The sequence below is a fragment of the Deinococcus aetherius genome (genome assembly GCF_025997855.1).
Lineage (GTDB): Bacteria > Deinococcota > Deinococci > Deinococcales > Deinococcaceae > Deinococcus > Deinococcus aetherius.
The window spans coordinates 24,832-45,613 of sequence record NZ_AP026561.1; the positions used below are offsets into that span (position 1 = coordinate 24,832).

The following is a 20,782-nucleotide window of genomic DNA, read 5'->3' on the forward strand; positions in this document are numbered from 1 at the left end:
GAGTCGTTCCCTTCCTGCGCGAGAATCGAACGAGAAGCCATGACGGATACACGACAGCCAGTCACGTCGCGGCCCTGGGGCACGTCCCCGGACGGGCAGCCGATCACCCTCTACACGTTGCGGAACCGAAACGGCCTCCAGGCCGACATCATGGATTACGGGGGCGTCGTGGTGCGCCTCCTCACGCCCGACCGGGAGGGCAACCCGGGCGATATCGTCCTGGGTCACGACCGCGCCGAGCCGTATTTCAGCCTGGAGACCTCGCCCTACTTCGGCGCCTTGATTGGAAGGTACGGCAACCGGATCGCGGGGGGACAGTTCACCCTCGACGGAAAGACGTACCAGCTTCCGCTCAACAACGGCCCCAACTCGCTCCACGGCGGCGAGCGGGGGTTCAACCAGCGCCTCTGGACGGGCCGCCCTTCCACCGGCGAGGACGGCCCCGCCCTCGAACTCACCTACCTCAGCCCGGACGGCGAGGAGGGGTATCCCGGCAACCTGTCCGTCCGGGTGACGTACACCCTCACCGAGGACAACACGCTCCAGATCGACTACGAGGCGACGGCCGACGCGCCCACCATCCTCAATCTGACGAACCACTCGTACTGGAACCTGAGCGGGGACGCGGGGCGGGACGTGCTGGGGCACGAACTCACCGTGCGGGCCGACCACATCACGCCCATTGACGAGACGCTGATCCCAACGGGCGAACTGCTGCCGGTGGAGGGCACGCCCTTCGACTTCCGGCACCCCACGGCGGTCGGGGCGCGGGTGGACGGGCAGGGCGAGCAACTGCGCTTTGCTGGCGGGTACGACCACAACTTCGTGCTGCGGGGGGAAGAGGGGTTGAAAGCCGCCGCGACCCTGCACGATCCGCTCTCCGGGCGGCGGGTCGAGGTGTTCACGACGCAGCCGGGGATGCAGTTCTACTCGGGCAACTTCCTCGACGGCTCCATCGTGGGCAAGGGCGGCCAGCGGTACGGGCACCGCTGGGCCGTCTGCCTGGAGACGCAGCACTTCCCGGACTCGCCCAACCAGGCGACGTTTCCCTCCACCAGGCTGCAACCCGGGGAACGCTTCACCTCGCGGACGGTGTACGCCTTCACCGCTCGTTGAGCCCTGGGGCCCGGGCGGGCACACAGCAGGCTCCAGCGGGGACGGCGTGAAAAAGGACGCGCCGACCGACCGGGCCGTAAGGGTGAAGAGAGGGACGGGCCGTCAGGCTGGGGCCAGGTTCGCGCCGACCGGTTCTCCTCGCGGCGCCCGGAGACGCCCTTGCCCATGCCCGCCCCGACCCCGTTTGCCCGTTATCACCAGCTCGTGCAGGTGCTGGCCGCCCTCGCGCGCAGCAGCCGGGACGTGGGGGCGGTGGTCCAGACGGTCCACCGGCAATCGGAGACGCTCTTTTCGACCCACGTGACCCTGCTGGCCCTGCTCGCCTCCCCGGCCCAGTGGGTCTGGGAACTGTACGAGGGCCGCCAGCACACGACGAGCCGCCTGCCCGTCTACGAGGAGGGCATCGTCGAGCAGGTGTTGTGCCACGGCCCCCTGTCGATTCCCGACCTGGAGGCGTACCAGGTGGCCAACCCGGTGCGGGTGCGGCGGGTGCTGAGCCCGGACGAGATCGTCCTCGACGACCACCTGCCGGGGGACGACCCCGAGAGCGTGCGCTCGCTGCTGTTGGTCCCCCTGGAGATCGGGGGGGAGCGGGTGGGGGTGCTGTCTCTCCAGAGTTACCGCACCGGCGCCTTCGACGAGACCGACCTGCTGTTTCTGGAGCTGCTGGGGCAGCACGTCTCCATCGCGCTGGAAAACGCCCGCTGGCACGCCCAGCTCGAACGGGCCACCCTCACCGACCCCCTGACCGGGCTGCCTAACCGGCGGGCCTTTAACGCCCACGCCGGGCGGGCCCTGGACGCCGCCCGCGCCGGGGGAGAGGTGACCACGCTCGTGCTCGTGGACGTCGAGCGGTTCAAGGCCGTCAACGACGCCTTCGGGCACGACGTCGGCGACGAGGTGCTGATCACCGTCGCCGGGGTCCTCGGGCGGGCGCTGCCGCCGGGGGGAGAGGCCTTTCGGCTGGGGGGAGACGAGTTCGCCCTGCTCGTGCCCGGAACCCGCCCCGAGGTCACCCGGCAGGTCGCCGGGCTGAACGCGGCCCTGCGGGGGGCCCCCTGGCCGCCGGGCGTCGGGCCGGTGTGCCTGAACGCCGGGGCCACCGGAGCGCGGCCGGGCGACACGCTGAGCGGCTGGCTGCGCCGGGCTGACCAGCGGATGTACCGGGCCAAGCGGGGCTGCGCCGACCGGGCGGGAACGCGCTGGGGCCTGGACTTCGGCCCGCCCCCAGGGTGAGGGGATGGGGGGGGGGGCACGGCGCCGCCCGGCCTGCCCTGGCCCGGAAGCCAGGCTCAGATTCGGAAACTGCTGGTCACCGAGGCGGCGCGCTTTCCCCTGCCCGGACGGCAGCCAGGGGACACGCCGGAGACGAAGATCGCCGAACGCTTCGCCGCTCTCACCCGTGCCGGTCAAACGCCCTTCGGGCGGCGGAGCACTTCACCGCGCTCACCTTCCTGCTGGCGCTGGATCACCTGGGCCAGAACTCCTGGCGTGAATTGGGCAGTGGTGACGTGGCCGAGATCGACCCCATCCTCGTCGGTGGGGTGGCCGCCTTCCTGCGGGCTTCTAGACCACCTGGGCGCCTCACGCAGGTGACGTGGAGCGGGCGCTTGAGCCTGAGCGGGAGGGCACCGGGAAGTGAACAAGGAAGTTCGTCTGGCCCCAGTTGCGCGGCTAGCGTTGTGTCTTGGACTGCGGGCCGTCGAGTTCAGGGAAGCGGGTGAACTGCTCACGCCGGGCGGGAGTGAACAAAGCCGAGGCGCTGAACGTCAAGGAACCCTCCGGGAAATGTGGCTGGGCTCTCCTCGTCGGTCGTCATGGCCCGCGCCGCCTCAGGGCGATGATGTTGTCCTTGATCGTGCCCCCCTGACCGTCCGGGCTGCTCATTTCGGTCACGGCACGCTCCGGGCTTCCCAGGTAGGCGAGGTCCCACCCGTCAAGATTCAGACCGAGGGTGCCCAGCGCTTCCTGCGCGGTGGGATACTGAATGTTGGGCTCTTTCACCCACGAAGGCGCCGAGGCGTGCTCGATCACCAGCAGCAGGCCGCCGGGCCGCACGGCGGCGGCGGCCCGGCGCAGCACCGCGTCCCGGGGAAAGGCCACGGGGGATTGCAGGTAGAGCGCGTAGACCAGATCGAACTGCCCTGCCGGAAAGCTCACCTCCAGGTCGTGCTGCTCGAAGTGGGTGCGGGCGCTCACCCCCGCACCCTCGGCGTGCTGGGCAGCACGTTTCAGGGCTGTGGCCGAGATGTCCACCCCTGTGACCTGCCAGCCCTGCCCGGCCAGCCAGACGGCGCTGTTGCCTTCGCTGCACCCCAGGTCGAGGGCGCTGCCCGGAGTCAAGGGCTCCACCCACCGCGCCAGGATGGCGTTGGGTCGCCCGGTCCAGGGCCGCGGGTTGTCCTGGTAACGCTGCTCCCAGTACGCCGGGGCAGTGGACGGGAGGGAGGGGTCGCCTGTTTCGTTCATCTGTATTCCTCCTGCGGGTCGGGGAAGGTCATGCCACGACGGACCGCCGAACGCGGCCCGGGCTGCGTTTTGAGGAAAAGTCCCGACGTTGTGGCCCTCAGTCAGTCCGAGGCGACCTGCTCCAATGCAGCCAGCGGCCCGAAGATCAGGGACTGGTGCAGGGAGGCTCCGGCGAACACCCCGTCGGCGGCGGCCATCGAGGCATTGCCGATGCCCGGGGTGAGGTCGCCCGCCGCGTACACGCCCGGCACGCTGGTCTGCTTGCCCGCGTCCGTTTGAAGCAGCGGTCCCTGGGGACCGTCCACGAGGGCGCAGCCCAGTTGCTCGGCGAGGTCGCTGGCCGGGCGGATGCGTGAGGCCAGAAAGAGGGCGTCCACGGGAACGAGGCGACCATCTGTGTGGCGCACGCCGTCCAGCGCTGGGGCTGCACCCTCCAGCCCCAGGATCGGGGCGGGCTCGACCGTGATTCCGCGTGTGGCGAACTTCGCCAGCATTGTGGAATCCGGTGGGGGGCTTCCGTTCAAGAAAAAGGTGACGGGTCCCCAGTCCGAGATCAGCAGCGCCTGGTGGGTGGACTGTGGCATGACGCTCAGGACGCCGAGCCGTTCTCCCCTGACCTCGTAGCCGTGACAGTACGGACAGTGCAGCACCGTCTGTCCCCAGCGTTCGGCCACGCCCGGCAGGTCGGGCAACAGGTCCACGACCCCGTAGGCCAGCAGCAGCTTCCGGGCGCGCAGGGTCTCACCGGAAGCGAGGGTGACGCAGAAAGCGTCCCCGTCACGTCGGGCATGGGTTGCTCGGGCGTCCAGAACCGTCACGTTGGAATAGGCGCAGAGATCGGCGCGGGCCCGGGCGATCATCTGGCGCGGGACCTGACCGTCCTGACCGAAGAACCCGTGGGAATGGGTGGCGAAACGGTTGCGCGGCTGGCCGCTGTCGAGGACGCAGACAGGGCGACCGCTGCGGGCGACTTGCATCGCGCCGGACAGCCCGGCGTAGCTGCCGCCGATGATCAGGGCGTCATAGAGCATGGGTGTTCTCCTGAGGGGCGCAAAGGGACAGTTGGAGTCGGGACTCAAAGTCGCTCGCCAGGGCCGCCAGCGTCAGGGTCTGAAGCCGTGCGGTGATCAGGGTCTCCGCCTCCCGCAAGGTGTCGTCCAGGGCCGCGTTGACGGCCTGTTCGATCAGGCAGGTGGGGCGCTCGGAGCGGTTGCCGATGGCAAAGAGCGTGGGCGAACCCAGGGCCCGGTACACGTCGAACAGGGTCGTTTGGTCGGGGTCGCAGGACAGGCGCCAGCCGCCCCCGTGCCCCTTTTCGGAGGTGACGAGACCGGCGCCGCGCAGTCCGGCCATCGTGCGGCGTACGACCACCGGGTTGCTGTTCAGGGCGGTGGCAAGCCGCTCGGAGGGGATGGCCTCCTGAGACTCCATCAAGTGCAGCAGCAGATGAAGCACGCTGGAGAGCCGACTATCGAGACTCATGACACCCGCACTGTTACATGACGAGGAGAGGCTGTCAAGGGCTGCGTGTGCTGCTGACACGATCCCCCAGACCTTCGCCCATCAGCGATACCCCGAAGAGTGCGTTGTCACCACAACTGCCCGAAAAGAGCCGTTAAGGGGGAACGTGAGTATCGGTGCAGCACATTGTTCCGGGACGTCAAGTCACGGTTCATGGGAGGTGGTCGGCCTCACTTCTCAACCGAATGACTGGCCATCATTCTGCCCACGCAACTGGTGTTGTGTTCAGACTGGGCGGCGCTTCCACTTGGCGCAGTCCGACGATGAGCAGGTCAACCATACGACGGGCCTTGTCGTGGGGGTCGACGGCACCGACACACAGGCTGCCACACCGCGCATCCGGGCGGAGGCCTCTATCTCGGGGTGAATCTCGTCAGCCTCTACCGTGGCCTCCAGCAAGGCGGCGCACACGGGCACCAGGCGATTCAGGAACGAGGGGTGCAGCGCCTGGTAATTGGCGTCGCCGGGCTGCATGCTCGCCGCGAGCCCGTGCTTGGTGGCCAGGAAATCCACGAAGAGGTTGATCCATTGCCTCAGGGCAGCGTAGGGGCTGTGGCCCGGCCTCGGCACAGGCCCCGATTTGGTGGCGGTACACGGCGATGATCAGGTCCGACCGGGTCGGGAAGTGCCGGTAGATGGTGCCCCCATCCCGACGCCCACCCCCGCCGCGATCTCGCGGACGGGCACCTCGACGCCGGAGGTGACGAAGAGGGCAGCCACTGCGTCGGAGTGCTTCTGGATGTTGCGGCGCGCATCGTTGCGTTTGAGTGGAGTCTCAGAGGCTGGCGAGTTCTTCCGTTCAGGAATCGCTGGTGAGTCTTGATCATTCATAGATAGCCGTCCTCGCTTGACAGTCGGAACAGAGTTCCGTATCGTTGTGGAACGCTGCTCCACTTGCTTGAGGCCATCCGTTCTCGGCAGCGATACAGGGGATCACCATGTCAGATCAGCCCGTCGCCCTGATCACCGGTGCCAATCAAGGGATCGGCCTTCAGGTCGCCAAAGACCTCGCCGCACACAACTTCACCGTGCTCGTGGGCTCACGGGACTTTGGGAAGGGGGAGGTGGCCGCGCAGAGCATCGGGGAAGCCGCGCACGCCATTCAGCTCGACGTGACGGATCATGCCTCCATCACGGCGGCGGCGGAGCGTATCCGCACGGAGTTCGGACGCCTCGACGTGCTCGTGAACAACGCGGCCATTTCACATGCAGGCCCGGCGGGCACGCCGATGGAAGAGATCCTCCGGTCCAACCGTCCCAGCACCGCGTCACTCGACGACGTGCGCGCGGTGTTCGAGACGAACGTCTTCGGGGTCATCGCCGTCACGCCGGCCATGCTGCCGCTCCTGCGCGAAGCGCCGGCCGGACGCATCGTCAACGTGTCGAGCGGTGCCGGCTCGCTCACCTTGAACGCGGATCCAGGTTTTCCGTACCGCGCCGGGTTCGGCGTCGTCTACACGGCCTCGAAGACTGCCCTCAACGCGGTCACACTCGCCTTCGCCATCGAACTCGAATCGACCGGCATCAAGGTCAACGCCGTGAGTCCGGGCTTCACCGCGACCGCCCTCAACAACTTCTCGGGGACGGAGACGGTCGAGCAGGGAGCGCGTCAACCTGTGCGCGTCGCCCTCGATGCCGACGGTCCGACAGGCACATTCTCGGGTCCGGACGGCCCGTTCCCGTGGTGACTCCGTCCTGATCCCAGGATTGTCGGCTCCTTCAGACAGACTGGGACAGACCCGCAGCGCTCTGCAAATAATCATCGACGTAGACGTACACCAGCGTGAACAGGTGGGTCACCGTGTCCTGACGCGGCGGAAGCTCTTGGGGAGGCCTACCGGAGCTTCCGCTTTGTTCTGACCCTTCTCCTCCCCTCGCACCCGAGGTTGTGAAGCGCCATCTGCTGCGCCCGGAGTCAGAGGTTGGGCCCCGCATCCCTGGCTGCGCTCCCCGGAGCAGGGGGGCCCAACCCAATCCCCGCCCTTCCCTCACGCCGGCGCTGCGCCGGGCCCGGCGCTGAGTTCCAGCCAGTCCAGTTCAGTCTCGACGAGGTGGTAGGCATCGTCGCCGATCTGGCCGCTGCGGCGCAACTCGCTCAGGGCACGGCGGCTGGCGGCCACGACCCCGTGGCGCAGCACGTTGTCGGGCGAGTTGTGCGGGTCCCCGCCCCCGCGGAGCTGGCCCAGGCCTTCTCTGTACTCCAACCGCAGGCGCTGTGCGGCCTCGGAGTCGTCGCCGTCCAGGGAGTGGAGGGCCGCCTTGAGTGCCATGGCCCGTGCCAGGCGCAGCTCGCGCTCCACGGTCGTGTCGGGCGGCAGGCGCAGCCACAGCAGCAGTGGGCGCAGCGTCAGGCCCTGGATGACCAGCGTGCCCAGCACCACGACGAAGGCGGTGAGCTGGATGAAGTTGCGCTCGGGAAAGCCCTCCGGCAGCGCCAGGGCCGTCGCCAACGTCACGATGCCGCGCATCCCCGACCAGCCGATCACCAGGCCACCGGCGGCGGTCGGCGGGGCAGAGGCGTCCCCCCCGGCGGCGGAACGCTTCCGAGACCGCACGACCCCGTAAACCAGCGCCCAGACGAGCCGCACGGTGACCACCACCGCCAGGATGATGAGGGCTGCCCCCAGCGAGCGCCGCAGGTCGGCCCCGCTCAGCGCGTCGAGGATGGGCCCCAGTTGCAGGCCGATCAGGGTAAAGGCCAGCACGTTGAGCACGAAGGTCACGGCGTCCCACACGGCGAAACTCGGAACCCGCAGCCGCGCCGCGAGCCCCGGGCCGCGCCCGGCGGTGAGCCCGAAGACCACGGTGGTCACCACGGGCGACAGGCCCAATCTCTCGGCCAGCAGCCACAGGGCAAAGGTCAGCCCGAACTGAAAGATGACCGAGGTCGGCGCGTCGTCGATGCGCTCGATCAGCCGCCCGACCGGCCAGGCCAGCGCCCAGCCGACGAGGGCGCTGCCAAAGACCACGAGGCCAAAGGTGGGCAGCGCACCCAGCAGCGAGAAGCTGCCGCTCGCCACGGCCCCGACCGCCAGCGTATAGATCAGCAGCGCCGAGGCGTCGTTGAGCAGGCTCTCGCCCTCCAGCACCTTGCGCAGCCGAAAGGGCGGGTTGACCTGCCGCAGCACCGCCAGCGCCGCCACGGCGTCGGGCGGCGCGACCAGCGCCCCGAGCGCGATGGCGGCGGCCCACGGAAACTCGGGCAGGAGAAGCCGGGCGGTCACGGCCACGGCCACGGTCGTCAGGCCCACCGCCACCACGACGAGCGACCCCACGGCCCCCGCGTTGGCGCGCAGGTCGCGCAGCGAGGTGTCGGCGGCGGCGTCCAGCAGCACCGGGGCCACGAACAGGGCCAGGATCAGCTCGGGCGGCAGGGTCACGCGGGGCGCGCCCGGCAGAAAGGCGACCAGCGTGCCCCCCACCGCCAGCAGGGTCGGATAGGGAATGTTCAGCCGCCGGGCGACCATCGACAGCATGGCCGCGCCCAGCAGCAGCCCGAGCAGGGTTTCAAAGATCAGCATGGCCAGGGCCTCCCACGGGCGGGCGTGCAGGTCGGGCACGACTTTCGTGGCTGACCCCACGCGCGGCCCGGTCTGGCGATGGTGGCGTGGACGCCGGATGCGGGGGCGCTGCGGGCCGTGGTGGGCCTGAAGTGAGCCAACATAGCGATGGAGGACGTCAATGCCCTGATTTCAGCCGTGCCCGCTCACCCGTGCCGCAGTCCGTTGATGAGCAGGTCAACCATGCGGCGGGCGTTGTAGTGTGGATCACTGGCGCCGATGCAGAGGCTGCCCACGCCACGCATCAATTCCTGGGCCTCAATGTCTGAGCGAACTTCACCGGCCTCCACGGCGGCGCTCAGCAGCGCCGTACACACCGGCACCAGGCGGCCGAGGAAATAGGCGTGCAGCGCCTTGAACTCATCGTTGTCCGTTCGCAGCACGGCGGCGAGCCCGTGCTTGGTGGTGAGGAAATCGACGAACAGCCCAGTCCACTGCCGCAGGGCGGCGTAAGGGCTGGCGCTGCTGGACAGCAGGGCGGGACCAGCCTCGGCGCAGCCCTCCACCTGATGGCGGTAGACCGCGATGATGAGGTCGGCGCGGGTCGGGAAGTGCCGGTAGATGGTGCCTGTCCCCACACCCGCCTTGGCGGCGATGTCACGCACCGGCACCTCCACGCCGGAGGTGACGAAGAGGGCGGCGGCGGCGTCGAGCAGCGTCTGTTCATTGCGCCGGGCGTCCGCCCGTTTGGGCGTCGCGGTTGGCGTCGGTTCATTGATGTCGGTCATCCTGTCCTTCTCCTCTTAGTTGACAAACGGAACCATGTCCCATATTTTAGTGGTACGCCGTTCCGTTTCTTAGGATACCCGGAGAAGCGCGTCTTGGACAGCGGCGAAGGAGAACACACATGGACGTGCAAGGAAAAGTGGTCATCATCACCGGGGCTTCAATGGGCATCGGCGCGGCGACGGCGCAGGTCTTCGCGGAGGCGGGCGCAAAGTTGGTTCTCGCGGCGCGGTCGGCGAACAAGTTGGACGCGGTGGCCGCCGGGCTGCCGGATGGCACCGAAACGCTGACCGTGCCGACCGACATGACCGATCAGGCGCAGGTGCAGGCGCTCATCAAGGCGGCCCGGCAGCGTTTCGGCCAGGTCGATATCCTGATCAATAACGCAGGTCAGGCGGCGGTGGGTGCGGTCGCCACCGTCAATCCCGATCACTACCGCCAGATCATCGAGCTGAACCTGCTCGGCCCGCTGCACGCCATGCAGGCGGTCGTTCCGGGCATGCGCGAGCAGGGTGGCGGCGTCATCATCAACATCAGCAGCAACGTCAGCAAGATGGCGATTCCCGGCATCGGGGCCTACGCCTCCACCAAGTACGCCCTCAACGGCCTGACGCTGACGGCCCGGAACGAGCTGGCGGCGGACAACATCCGGGTCGTCCTCTTTCACCCCGGCCTGACCGCCACCGACTTCGGTGCGAACGCCCGGCGCAGCAACCCCGGCGACGGCCCGCGCCCGACAAGTGAGCAGGCCGAGGTGATGCGCCAGCCGGATTCGGCGGAGGACGTGGCGCGGCAGATTCTGGAAGCCGCCATTCAGGAACCCGCCGAGGCCGGAATGCCCATGCACCGCTGAGCGCCCACAACGCTTCAACTTCCCGATGGCTGATTTCGGCTCCTTTGCGGACGCAGGTGATGGCGAACATCAGAGACGTGAAACGCGGTGATCCCCAGGCGACCGCGCAGGCCGTCCTGGAACTCGTGGACGCACCCGAGCCGCCGTTGCGCCTGATCCTCGGCAGCGAGACCCTGCCCATCTCGCGCGCCGCCTACGCCGAGCGACTCGCTACCTGGGAGGCGTGGGAAACAGTTTCAAACGCCGCGCAGGGCGAAACCGCCACCCCCGCATGGAGCACCCCCCCCTCGCCTTAAGGTGACGCGGCTCACCGGGGAGCGGAAGCGCGGTCTCGCCGACCTGAAGAACGAGGCGGTGCAGGTGGAGTGCGGTTCAGGAGGTTCTCGTGGCCCTACCTTTGAGCAGTGCCAGCCGGCTGGAGTTTTTCAGCGACGGTGTATTCGCCATCGTCATCACGCTGCTGGTGCTGGAGATCCGGGCCCCGCAGATTGGCGAACATGCCCGCCCGGCGGCGCTGTGGGCGGGGCTCGGTGCCCTCTGGCCGTCGTACCTGGCCTACACGCTCACGTTCTCCACCATCTTGGTGGCCTGGATCGGTCACAACCTCGTGATGGCGCAGGTGGGGCAGGTGTCGTTGAGGGTGATGCTCGTCAACGGCCTGTTCCTGCTGAACATCTCCTTTCTGCCCTTCCCGACGTCCGTGGTCGCCGAATACCTGCGCTCGGAATCAGCCAGCGCCGCCGCCGCGTTCTACGCCCTGGCCAACCTGTTCGCTGCCCTGACGCACCGCGGCCTGGTGCAGGCCGTGCTGGCCGAGTACCCACAGGGGGCTGCCGCCCTGCTCGATATCCGGGTCAAGTCGGCGTGGTCGATTCCGTGGTGCCTGGCTTGCGCGGCCTTGGCCCTGCTCAGCCCACTGGTGTCGTTCGTGTCGGTCGCGGCGATGTGGGTGTGGCTGGCCCTTCCCCAGTTCGGTCACCCGGTCAGGGAGCGCACCGGCCCCTGAACCACGGTCTGCCGGCTCCTGGTCCAGCGTCAAGCAATGAACTTGGGGCCCACGCTTCTGTCACCGGCGTCACCGAGTCGGAGCACGACCGCCCCGCGCAGTGGTGGTGCACACCGCTGAGGCGGAGCACGCCGACCAGACCAAACATGTGATCGAGGATGTACGCCGCGAACTTCGGCTCGCTGCTCCCAAAGAGAGGCGGCGTACCGTGGATCGGCTCGGCCAGGAGGAGATCGAGCGCCTGATCGAAACGGCGTACCGCCGGAACAGCAGCTCGGGCCTGATGGTCAAAACGCTGTTCTACACGGGAGCACGGGTGTCCGAGTTCGTGAACCTGCGCGTTGAGGACTTGCACCTGGGGCTGGACCCGCCCCAGGTGCACATCGCTCATGCCAAGGGGGGCAGCAACGGGTGCGTACCGATCCTGCCGATGTTGGCCCAGGAACTGCGGACCCATCTCGGAGGGCGCCGCACCGGATACGTGTTCGAGAGCAACCGGCATGATCGCTATAGCACCCGCGCGATCCAACTGGTTGTCCGGGACGTGGCGCGTCGGGCCGGGAAGGCGAAGCGATTCAGCCCGAAGCCGTGCTTGGCCTCTTTGAAAAAAGACTCGATGGCCCAGCGCCGTGCTCCTTCCCGGGCGACCAAGTCGCCCGGGAGCAGTTGGGAGGCGACGGAGAAAAAGGTGCGCTCCCCTCGGTCCACCCGGGCCAGGGTGAGCGTGTCCCACGGCCAGTTGGCGAGGTTCACCCAGCTCCCGTGTTTACAATCCTCCACCGTGACGTGCCCGGGATGGTCGGTGCGTCGAGTGGAACGGACCCCCACCACGAACTCGAAACCCAGGTCCCGCACGCCCTGAAGGAAGGCGGCGGACTCGAAGCCGCTGTCTGCCAGGACGCACACGTCAAAGCGGCGGCTGACTTCGGCGGGCAGAGTCGCCAGCAGGTCCAGGGCGAGACGAACGGGGGAAGGGGTCCCCTTCCCCCGATACACCCGATACCCCACCGGGAACTTCAGGTCCTCGTACACCGCGTACAGCACGACCAGATGAATGCCGTAAACCTCGCCCTGCACACGAACGAAGGGCAGGTCGCGTCCCGAAAACGGGACGCGGGTCAGGTCCACACACAGCCGTAAGCGAGGGTGGTGTGTGCGGCGGGCGGCGAGCAGCAGGGCGTCCCATTGAGCCTGGACCAGCGTCGTCCAGCAAGCTGCTGTGTCCCACTCGTACGCGTTCAGCAAGCGACTGAGCGCACTGGCACTGACTGTGTGGGCCCGGTGCAGCGCCTTTTTCGTCTTCAGGTCGAGAAAGAGCCCCAGCGCAGCCTGGAGGCTGCGCTGCTGATACGGACTGTTGGGGACACAGAGAAGTGCGTCTGCCAGAATACGGGCGCGCTCCCCGCGAAGCTTGAGGTTCCACACACCCCCTTTCTCGCGTCTGGGAGCGCGCTTTGGCTACCTATTCAGGTGCAAGAAATGAGCCTAACCCTACCGCTTCTTTCGCCGTGGTCCGGTCGCTCCCTTGCCGTCGCACCACGAAGTTTGACTCTGACTTCAACAGAGTCGATTAGCGACCATCGTGTGGTACACGTCAGCATTCATCAACTCCCTCTCTTGGAGGGAACCGAATTGGAACGACATGCCTATCGCCCTGGACGCAAGGGAAGTCTCTGCCTGATACACCCCGGGGTCGGCTCAATCGGCCTGTTCGGCGGCCGAGAGCGCCTCAAGCCGTACGTCCGCATCGAGCTTGGCGTAGATCGCGCTCGTCGTCACGCTGGCATGCCCCAGCACGTCCGAGACCACGTGCAGGTCCCGCGTCGCCCGGTACAGCCGCGTCCCCGCAGTCCGCCGCAAGGTGTGCGCTCCCCACATGTCCGGCGGCAGCCCAAGACGCTGGAAGTACCCGTTCACGATGCTCCGCAATCCCGCCGTCGTCAGCTTTCCCCCCAGGTTCCCCCGGTGGAACGAGACGATCAGGGTCAATTGATCCTGGGGAAGGTCGCCCGCCAGCACCAGGGCCTGCCGCATCTGGAGCCACGCGGCCAACACCTGCCCCGCCGCCGGAGGCAAAGGGATGCGCCGAGCCTTGCCCCCCTTGCCATGGGTGACATGCACCTCGCGCAGGCCGAGCCGGACGTCCCCGACCTGCAGGTCGACGATCTCCTGTGCCCGCAAGCCGAGCGTCGCTCCCAGCACCAGGATCGCCCGGTCCCGCGCGGCGGTGGCCGGGTCTGGCTGCCCGTCCGGTGCGGCGAGGAGAGCGCGGTACTGCGCGGGGGGCAGGGCCCGCCTCTTCGCGTGGGCGGGCGTGGGGTCTCGGGGCGCCGCGACTCCCTGGGTAGGATTCTCGCGCACGGCCCCTGCCCAGACGAGGGCACGGTACAACGCCCGAACCCCATACAGGTACGTTGCCACGCTGCCCAGCGTCAGTCCGGTTTTCTTCCCGTCCTGACGCAGGCGTTCCCGGGTGTGGATGATGTACGCTTCGAGGTCGTCAGGCGTCAGGTTCTGCACGCTCAGCCGGGGGGCCTCGGGGGGTCCGGTAAAGGCCAGGAAGTCACGCACGGCCACCCCGTAATTCCGCAAGGTCTGAGGGCTGACGCCACCCGCCCGCCGTGACTTGACCCGCAGGTGGTGGCTCAGCAGGTCGAGCAGCGCGTCAGCGTCCTGGCTCTGGGCTGCCCTCAACGCTTCGCGACGGCGGTTCTCCGGCTGACTCCACTTCGAGGCGAGGACGAGGCTCACCCGCCCATGATACTTACGTTTAGTGTTCTAAACGTAAGTATCGAAGAGGCTCGGATGTCGAGGCGCCCTCTCGGGCATCCAAACTACCTCGCCTCCATCCCTGGACGAGCGGCCATTCATCCGTGGCAGACGATGGTGGCGCTCACCGTTGTAGATCAAGGGCGGTCGGGGCGCAGGGCGTAGAGATGCGCGATGTACAGGAGGCGCGGCTTGCTTATGAGGCGGCCAGTGTGGCGTGTCCGAGTCGGGAGGTGTGTGGCTGAGGCGGGGGTCCGCCGTCGGGCGTGTTGACGGGCGAGGCTGTGCTGGCGCAGGCTGAGGCACCAGAGTCCGAGGCCGCCGGGAGACGTGGCCCACGCAGGGGGCTCAGCCGCCGGGAAGCCGGGACTACGACGGCCATTGGACGGGCAGGGGCACGCGGACACGTAGACGCGCCCCTGCCCCCCGCTTGTGCCCTCACGCGTACTGCTGAGCTAAGCAGGAACGGGTCCTAATTCAGGTGTGGAAGCCCGGCATGAACGGTTGAAGCGGCTGGGCCGAGGCTTCAGGGTCAAGCCCAGGCACAGCGTTACGCCGTGGTCTGCACGAGCAGGCCGGAGGGCCAACTGGTCATGGCTGCCTCCAGGGCCTCCTGCGGGGTGCCGCGCAACCAGGCGTCGAGGTCTTGAGACAACAGCAGGGCCAGCATGCGGTCATGCACGTCCAGATCAGGGACGGGCTCGCGGGTGACGACGGTGACGCTCTCGAGCGGGCCGTCCGGCGTGACCGTGACTTCCCACAGCCCGGCAGCGAGGAGGGGTCGGTGGTCCGGGCGATGCACGCGGTGCCAGCGCTTGCGCTCCCCGCGCTTCGGCGTGCGAGCGGCATCGGGCTCAAAGAACGCGCTCAGCGGCACGATGCAGCGCCGACCCTCCAGGAATGCACCCCGAAAGGTCGGTTTCTCACTTAGGGTCTCCACGCGGGCGTTGGTCGTGGTGAGGCGCTTCAGGTCCTCAGAGGTCTTCCCTGGGGGGATGAGCCCCCAACGGAGCGGTACGGCGGCGTAGCCGTCGTCCTGGACCCGAACCGCCAGGAGCGGGTCCGTGGGGTTGATCCGCTCCCGCGGCTCGGGCCAGGTAAAAATGTCGCCGAACAGGCGCTCCAGGTCCTGCCGGGCATGTGGGGCGAACTGGTCTTCAGCGCGGTTGCACATGACACATCTCCCTGAGAAGCTGCCCCCATTTTACGCTTAAAACATAACCAAGAAAGAACGCTTCTGCATTAGTGAAATACCGTCAAAATTTTCCCTGTGCTGAACGACGTTTTTCATGTGTCCTCTCAGGAGGGCCAGGAAGGGGCCTCGGAATCGTTCTGAGAGGTGTGGGGTGGGTATAGAGAACGAGAGGTGTAGGCTGGCTGGCGTGAAATTTGTGTTCCGCTAAGCCCGACTGAAGAGCCCCCGGCTGCGCCAGGGCACGTCCTCGACCAAGCGTATGTCCGCGGCTTTAAGCGCCGCGACGATCAACAGGCGGTAGCTTTGCCAGAGCCATCGGCCCCCCAGCCGCTCGCCCTGGTGGATGGAAGGAACGCCAGGGGCAAACCACCGGATGCCGCGTTTGACGGTTAGGACGGCGGGGACCATCAGGATCTTCGTGTTCCCAGCTTCAACCAGAGAGATGAGCCAGGCGCGGTACTCGGCTTCGTCACAGAATTTGCGGGCGGGCCTCCCTTTCCTTGGGATGTCAGGCCACCTCCATCACGGCCGCTGCACACCGCCCAGGAAAAAACGCAGGATGAGCGCCCAGGTGTAGCGGGCCGGGATATCCTCCAGTTGTCCGTCCAGCGCGAGGCCGTGGGCACTGGTATTGCGCAGGTTCTCGCCGACCTTCTCCACCAACAACGTCCGCAAGTCGTAGACGAAGGCTTCGCCCAGAACACGCTCAAGCGGCCGAGTGTATTTTTCGTCCGTCAGGAAGGTGTTCAGGTTGTGTTCCTGCTGAACGCCGGATGTATCCAGGCCGGTGGTCTCGACACCCTCGGTGTTCAGCATGTGCCTGAGGCCGGCCTCTAGCTGGGGCAGCAGCATCGGAATCGCGGCCAGGAAGTCACCCGCCAGGCCATACCGGAGGCCCCGCTGCACACTGGCCGCATGCCCGGCGGGGAGCCGGACGTTGCTCGCCACGATGAACGCCAGGTCCTGGGGGCCGATGGAATGCTCCTGGCGCACCTGAGCCACGGCGGCATCCAGGGAGATGACCGCCAGCAAGCGGGCGTTGGCGGCCTGCCGGCTCATCTGGAAAGCCAGGTACTCCTCCTCGCTGTTCAGCGTGACCTGCTGGCGCCCCGCGTGGTCGCCCAGGGTGATGGTGGCGAGGTGCTGAACCACCGTGGTCTTCAACGCGTCCAGGGCCGCTTTCCGCAGGGCCGCCATCGGCGGCAGGGCGGCGATGCGGGTCAGTTGCTGGAGTGCGCCCGTGAACGTCAGGCCCGTCACCTGATCCTGCCCGGCCCGCTGGTGGTCACGGACCAGCGGCGCAGGTACCTCAACGGGGAACGCCCTCATGAACCGGTCTTCCTCTCCCTGAAGGGAGCGAATCTCCCGCAAGACCTCTTGCACCCGTTCGCGTGTCGCCCCGGCGTCCCGCAGCAGCTGCACGGCCCGCATGAGTTCCTTGACCGCCAGAAAGGGAGGCGAGCCCGGCCGGATGAACCCTCGAGCGTACTGAACGAAGGCCTCGGCGGCCGCGAGCTTGGCCGCCTTGCTCTGGTCCGGCTGGCCCGCGCGGTTATGGAAGAGTGCAGCCGTATCCCAGTGCGTCCTGGCCATCGACCAGTTCGCCAGGCCTTCGCAGCGGCGGGCCAGGTCTTCGGCCTGTTCCGCCAGAACCCTGAGGTCGCCCCGTTTCAGCCTGAACAGCACCTTGAGCAGGGCGTGGCTATACCGACCCTGCTGATCGTCGTCCCGGTGCTGGGCAAGCGTACGCTCAACCGCCTGCAACACGTCGTCCAGAAGGGGTGACTTCTTCCCCGTTTGCTGCGCCAGACTGGCCGCCCGGCGCAAGCTGTCGGTGGCGTCCTGAGGATCGTCGTTCACGAGTTCCACGTGGTCCCGCGCCCGCGCGTAATCTACATAAGCAGTGATCGCCTGACGGGCAAACGGGGCCTCTCTCACCAGAAGCCACAGGATGTCGGCGAGCCGGGCCGCCAACCCCGCGTGTTGCACCTGCGTGGCCGCCTCGCGCAAGATCTTTAGCTCCTCATCGTTGTACTGCCCTCGCCGGGCGTTGCCATCCGGCCGGTAGTCCAGGCCGACGAAAAACGGAGATTGTCGTTCGTCCGGAAGCAGCGTCAGGCGGGCGACGCTCCCGATCGTGGCGTACACTTGGCGGGTCTCCAGAGCCACGCTCCGGGCTTCCAGTTCATGCAGGAGGCTCCTGACCTCCGCCATGGAGGCGTCTGGTGGCAGCCGGGTGTTTAGGGTGTCGTAGGTCCCCATGACCTCACGGTACTGACTCTTAACCTGGACCGTCACTCAAATGACCACGGCTGGACACGGCTGGGCATGTGACTGGCGGATCTCCTCACTCGTCGCGGGTATTCCGGCCTCGGCTGTGCGCCAAAGACAGCATGGCCGCACTGGGTGTTCCGCATCATCCCTATCGCGCACTATGGGTTGGATATGGCAGTGTTTTCCGACGCAGGGCGTTGCCCGCCGAGGAGTCAGGACGTGTGGACGCTCTTGAGACTCAAGCGGGCCTTCCCGCCCAGCCGCCGCGCCGGGAGGAGGGCGGGCGGAAAGGAGCTCGCCCTCCTCTCCCGCCCGGCCCAGCGCGGCGTCCCGTCAGAAGCGCTCGAGGCCCAGGGCGAGGCCTGTGCGGAGCGTTCCCGATCGGCGGCGCTCGTCAAGAATCGGAGGTTCCCCTTATCGTTCAGGAAGACCGTCCCGATCAGGATGCTGGGCTGAGGGGTGGCCTGCGCCGGCGCCAGGCTCTGGTCATGGACGCCACCGTCGCCCAGCTCGGGAAGATGGCCCACCAGACTGGCGGGCAGCGGGTTCGCCAGCGCGGGCAATGGCTGGCCGTAGGACCGTGTGCGGCACGCGCAACACAGCCCAGCCGATCCTCGAGTTCCTGGCGGCCTCGAGAACGTGCTGGAGGAGCACCCGACCCTGACGCGGGAGGACGTGCTGGCCGGTCTGGCGTTCTCCTCCCGTCTGCTCGCCCACCTGTTCACCGTTGAGAAGACTGCTTGAAGCCCGATAGCTACCTGCTGGACGAAAACTTTTCCCCAGGCTGAGGGCGGGCTTCGATCTGACTGTGCGGGTGGTCCACGCCAAGGAGTGGGAGGAGAACCCCACGGACCTGGAACTGTAGGCTTACGCCGCCCGGCTCGCTCAGGTGATCGTCAGCAAGGATGCGGCCTTCACTGACCGCGTTCCGCCCCTGGATGTGCTGCCCTGGCTGGTGCGGTCACACTGTGGCAACCTGCGCGCCCGGCCCATACGCGAGTTCCTGAAGGTGCAATGGCCGTGCGTCGAGGCCCCGCTGCCCTACCACCGCCTGATTCAGGTCTACCTGGACCGCACTGAGGCGCCGACCTGAGGGCGGGTAGAACCGCCTCCGGATGGGTGCATACCGCCAACTCGACGTGCGGCTACACGGCTCCGTTCACCGTCAAGAACGGCGACCCGGGCGTCGTCTTGATCAACATGGCCTATGACGACGCCTCAGCAGCAGTATCTGGGTTTGCCAGATGAACATAAAACCGTGGGACGTCACCCGTGGCGGTCAAGTGGAACCGGCTCGTTATGCCGTCCCGCTGTCGAATCTGAGCAACCAGGCCCTTCAGGGGCTGCTCGGCGACCACTTTGTATGGGCCGACTGTAAACCGCGTGTACTGGGCAAAGCGGTCGGGCACTGGCTCCTCCTGGAGAAGGGCCGCTGTTTCCGGGTTATCGGTCGCCACCTCACCGGCCACGCTCGGCTGATAGTTGCCTTGCAGCAGTTGGTCCATCTGCCCCAGTACAAAGGCGTCAAAGTCGCTTAGAGCATCTGGAAGAGGCAGGTGCACCGGGTCGTATCCCGCCTCCTCGATGTACTGCACGACCCGAGCCAGAGCACGGTGGATCCTGAGATGATTAATCACGTCACCTATATCGTCCACCCCAGTTACTTTCAAAAGATTGGACGCCTCGGGCAACTTTTCGTCCTCACCAGCGGAAGTTGTGTATCCCGTAATTGCTACCTGTGTGTCTTCACGCAAGATCAGCAGGAGTAGATCTAGCCAACGCACCTCTCCCCCAGTGAAGACTAGCCCGTCATCCCGAATGACCCAGCTGAGCTGCATTTTCGGCGGCAGGCTCTCAAGAGGTCGATGAATGTGAAAACTGACGTTCAGTTGCTCCGAGCCAAGCCGGAGGACCATCTCTTGCGTGTCGGCATCGTAGGTCAACGTGCCATCGACATGTTTAATGGTTGGTCCCTGCGTGATTTTGCAGCGGACCTGCATCGTCGCGATTGGTCTCTGGAGGATGAGCGACTCGGGGTCACCTTGAATGTGCAGAACCTCTTCAAGAGCAGCGTGACCCGTGGTGAAACCGATCTTCCCCTGGGCCGGTGTGAGCTGGAGGGTTCGGGGAGCATCCACGCCGCCCTGCATCCACGCCAGCATTCGCAGGGCGTTTTCACCCACAAGGTTGAGAGAGAGCCGGAGATCCTGTGCCGAGACTTGGCCCCTAGCGTCATAGGTGAGCTTGAGCTGCGGCTGGCCAGCAGCGGCCGCGATGGCCGAAATGTCCTGCCCCGCCATGCGCAAAGGATGGCGTACTCGCTCGCGGTAATCGCTCAAGACGCGGTGCAGTGAGGGGGCCAGTTGAGCCATGTGCTCGCCGTGTTCCAGGGAGTGATTCAGTCCTTCGGCCTGGCTTGTGGCCGCGCTGACCTGAATCGCTTCGAAGATGATGGCGACCACGAGCTCACGTTCGAGCTGCAGGGAATGGTACGGGCTACTGGGGGCGGGCAGAGCTACCTCGACCAGGGTGCGAATCTCGGTGACGGTATTGAAATCTGACCAGGGCCGTGGCTTGCGGGCCTCTTCTAACGCCTTGAGGATGTGTTGCACCTGCTCACTTGATCCCAGACACTCCTGAAGACGAGTGCGGAGATGCCGGGGGATTGCCTGACGCTGCCGCCAGCGTTTCTGCTGATTTTGGAGCGCTTGAACGCCGCTGCCCAGCGCGACGCCGATGAATAGTTCCGGCCAGTTGATGGCGTCGCTCATGACTGAAGAGTACGCAAGTAAGGATGCGGCGGTTCTCGAAGTCGTCCATGATGGGCTGGGGTGAAGTTCAGGTAGTGACGATCAGCCGGTGGTCCTGCGCCTTCAACACGGCCACCTCTCCAGGACCCGTCCCTCAGTCCCTCCAGCCGCCACGGGCACGTGAGACCACTCCCCTCAACTCACCGTGCAGCGGTACTCGGCGCCCTCGAGGCGAAAGCGCATTCCCAGCACCCGCCACAGACCCAAGAGGGCGTTCATTCCGAACTGGGTGAAGGTCACCTCAAGAGAGGACCGACGTGTCTCACGCCGGGCAGGAGAGACGGGTGTTTGGACATGGTCTGGCCGAGAGCGCGCGGATTCCTGGCTCACGAGCGAAGTTGATGGAGATGGACACTGTGCAGGGCGGGGGCGGCTTGAGTTGGTCGGTCACATGGTGCTGGCAGGCTCGCGTACCGGTGCTGCTCTGGTCGTCCGGATGGGCCCGGGGGGAGGAAAGCCTGGCTCAAGGTGCTCCTCCCGAAC

Annotated in this window: 16 protein-coding genes and 3 pseudogenes; 8 read left to right on the plus strand and 11 right to left on the minus strand. The window is 66.8% G+C overall.

Going from position 1 to position 20,782, the window contains the following annotated elements; all coding sequences use genetic code 11:
• Positions 1-39 precede the first annotated feature (39 nt).
• On the plus strand, positions 40-1,116 hold the full coding sequence (locus DAETH_RS16415) for an aldose epimerase family protein (RefSeq protein WP_264777797.1): 1,077 nt from the start codon (positions 40-42) through the stop codon (positions 1,114-1,116).
• Between the two features lie 165 nt (positions 1,117-1,281).
• Positions 1,282-2,352, plus strand: coding sequence for a sensor domain-containing diguanylate cyclase (locus DAETH_RS16420; protein ID WP_264777798.1), 1,071 nt, complete (start codon positions 1,282-1,284; stop codon positions 2,350-2,352).
• Between the two features lie 579 nt (positions 2,353-2,931).
• Here the strand turns inward: DAETH_RS16420 and DAETH_RS16425 are convergent.
• From DAETH_RS16425 to DAETH_RS16440, 4 genes and pseudogenes are all read right to left on the minus strand, one after another.
• Entirely contained in the window at positions 2,932-3,585 is a 654-nt protein-coding gene (locus tag DAETH_RS16425; protein WP_264777799.1) for a class I SAM-dependent methyltransferase, read from the minus strand.
• A 101-nt stretch (positions 3,586-3,686) separates the two neighbouring features.
• Positions 3,687-4,616, minus strand: coding sequence for an NAD(P)/FAD-dependent oxidoreductase (locus DAETH_RS16430; protein WP_264777800.1), 930 nt, complete (start codon positions 4,614-4,616; stop codon positions 3,687-3,689).
• Positions 4,606-5,067: an Rrf2 family transcriptional regulator gene (locus DAETH_RS16435; RefSeq protein WP_264777801.1), complete on the minus strand. Its 462-nt coding sequence runs from the start codon at positions 5,065-5,067 to the stop codon at positions 4,606-4,608. Before DAETH_RS16435 ends, DAETH_RS16430 begins: the two co-directional genes overlap by 11 nt.
• A gap of 235 nt (positions 5,068-5,302) precedes the next feature.
• Positions 5,303-5,937, minus strand: a pseudogene (locus DAETH_RS16440) (TetR/AcrR family transcriptional regulator).
• A 107-nt stretch (positions 5,938-6,044) separates the two neighbouring features.
• Between DAETH_RS16440 and DAETH_RS16445 the strand changes: the two are divergent.
• Complete coding sequence (locus DAETH_RS16445) at positions 6,045-6,794, plus strand: SDR family NAD(P)-dependent oxidoreductase (protein WP_264777802.1); 750 nt, start codon at positions 6,045-6,047, stop codon at positions 6,792-6,794.
• Positions 6,795-7,094: 300 nt separating this feature from the next.
• On the opposite strand, the gene DAETH_RS16450 is transcribed toward DAETH_RS16445, so the two are convergent.
• A complete protein-coding gene (locus tag DAETH_RS16450; RefSeq protein ID WP_264777803.1) occupies positions 7,095-8,627 on the minus strand; it encodes a cation:proton antiporter in 1,533 nt (510 codons plus the stop codon).
• 185 nt (positions 8,628-8,812) lie between these two features.
• Positions 8,813-9,394 (minus strand): TetR/AcrR family transcriptional regulator, encoded by a 582-nt coding sequence (locus DAETH_RS16455; protein ID WP_264777804.1) that lies wholly within the window; start codon positions 9,392-9,394, stop codon positions 8,813-8,815.
• Between the two features lie 119 nt (positions 9,395-9,513).
• Between DAETH_RS16455 and DAETH_RS16460 the strand changes: the two genes are divergently transcribed.
• The 4 genes and pseudogenes from DAETH_RS16460 to DAETH_RS16475 form a co-directional block, all read left to right on the plus strand.
• Entirely contained in the window at positions 9,514-10,245 is a 732-nt protein-coding gene (locus tag DAETH_RS16460; RefSeq protein WP_264777805.1) for an SDR family oxidoreductase, read from the plus strand.
• Between the two features lie 59 nt (positions 10,246-10,304).
• Positions 10,305-10,541 carry a hypothetical protein gene (locus tag DAETH_RS16465; RefSeq protein WP_264777806.1) on the plus strand — a complete coding sequence of 79 codons (237 nt, stop codon included), beginning with the start codon at positions 10,305-10,307 and terminating at the stop codon, positions 10,539-10,541.
• A gap of 89 nt (positions 10,542-10,630) precedes the next feature.
• Entirely contained in the window at positions 10,631-11,251 is a 621-nt protein-coding gene (locus tag DAETH_RS16470) for a TMEM175 family protein (protein WP_264777807.1), read from the plus strand.
• Positions 11,252-11,459: 208 nt separating this feature from the next.
• Positions 11,460-11,774, plus strand: a pseudogene (locus DAETH_RS16475) (tyrosine-type recombinase/integrase); the annotation flags it as partial.
• Here DAETH_RS16475 and DAETH_RS16480 read toward each other — a convergent pair.
• The 4 genes and pseudogenes from DAETH_RS16480 to DAETH_RS16495 form a co-directional block, all read right to left on the minus strand.
• A pseudogene (locus tag DAETH_RS16480) lies at positions 11,765-12,676 on the minus strand (transposase); the annotation flags it as partial. The pseudogenes DAETH_RS16475 and DAETH_RS16480 overlap by 10 nt on opposite strands.
• A gap of 273 nt (positions 12,677-12,949) precedes the next feature.
• Positions 12,950-14,002, minus strand: coding sequence for a tyrosine-type recombinase/integrase (locus tag DAETH_RS16485; RefSeq protein WP_264777808.1), 1,053 nt, complete (start codon positions 14,000-14,002; stop codon positions 12,950-12,952).
• A 568-nt stretch (positions 14,003-14,570) separates the two neighbouring features.
• On the minus strand, positions 14,571-15,194 hold the full coding sequence (locus DAETH_RS16490; RefSeq protein WP_264777809.1) for an SOS response-associated peptidase: 624 nt from the start codon (positions 15,192-15,194) through the stop codon (positions 14,571-14,573).
• Between the two features lie 543 nt (positions 15,195-15,737).
• Positions 15,738-17,477 carry a DUF4209 domain-containing protein gene (locus tag DAETH_RS16495; RefSeq protein ID WP_264777810.1) on the minus strand — a complete coding sequence of 580 codons (1,740 nt, stop codon included), beginning with the start codon at positions 17,475-17,477 and terminating at the stop codon, positions 15,738-15,740.
• 901 nt (positions 17,478-18,378) lie between these two features.
• Between DAETH_RS16495 and DAETH_RS16500 the strand changes: the two genes are divergently transcribed.
• Positions 18,379-18,582 carry a hypothetical protein gene (locus tag DAETH_RS16500; RefSeq protein WP_264777811.1) on the plus strand — a complete coding sequence of 68 codons (204 nt, stop codon included), beginning with the start codon at positions 18,379-18,381 and terminating at the stop codon, positions 18,580-18,582.
• A gap of 112 nt (positions 18,583-18,694) precedes the next feature.
• On the opposite strand, the gene DAETH_RS16505 is transcribed toward DAETH_RS16500, so the two are convergent.
• Positions 18,695-20,260, minus strand: a complete 1,566-nt coding sequence (locus tag DAETH_RS16505) for a hypothetical protein (protein WP_264777812.1) — start codon at positions 20,258-20,260, stop codon at positions 18,695-18,697.
• Positions 20,261-20,782: the final 522 nt, after the last annotated feature.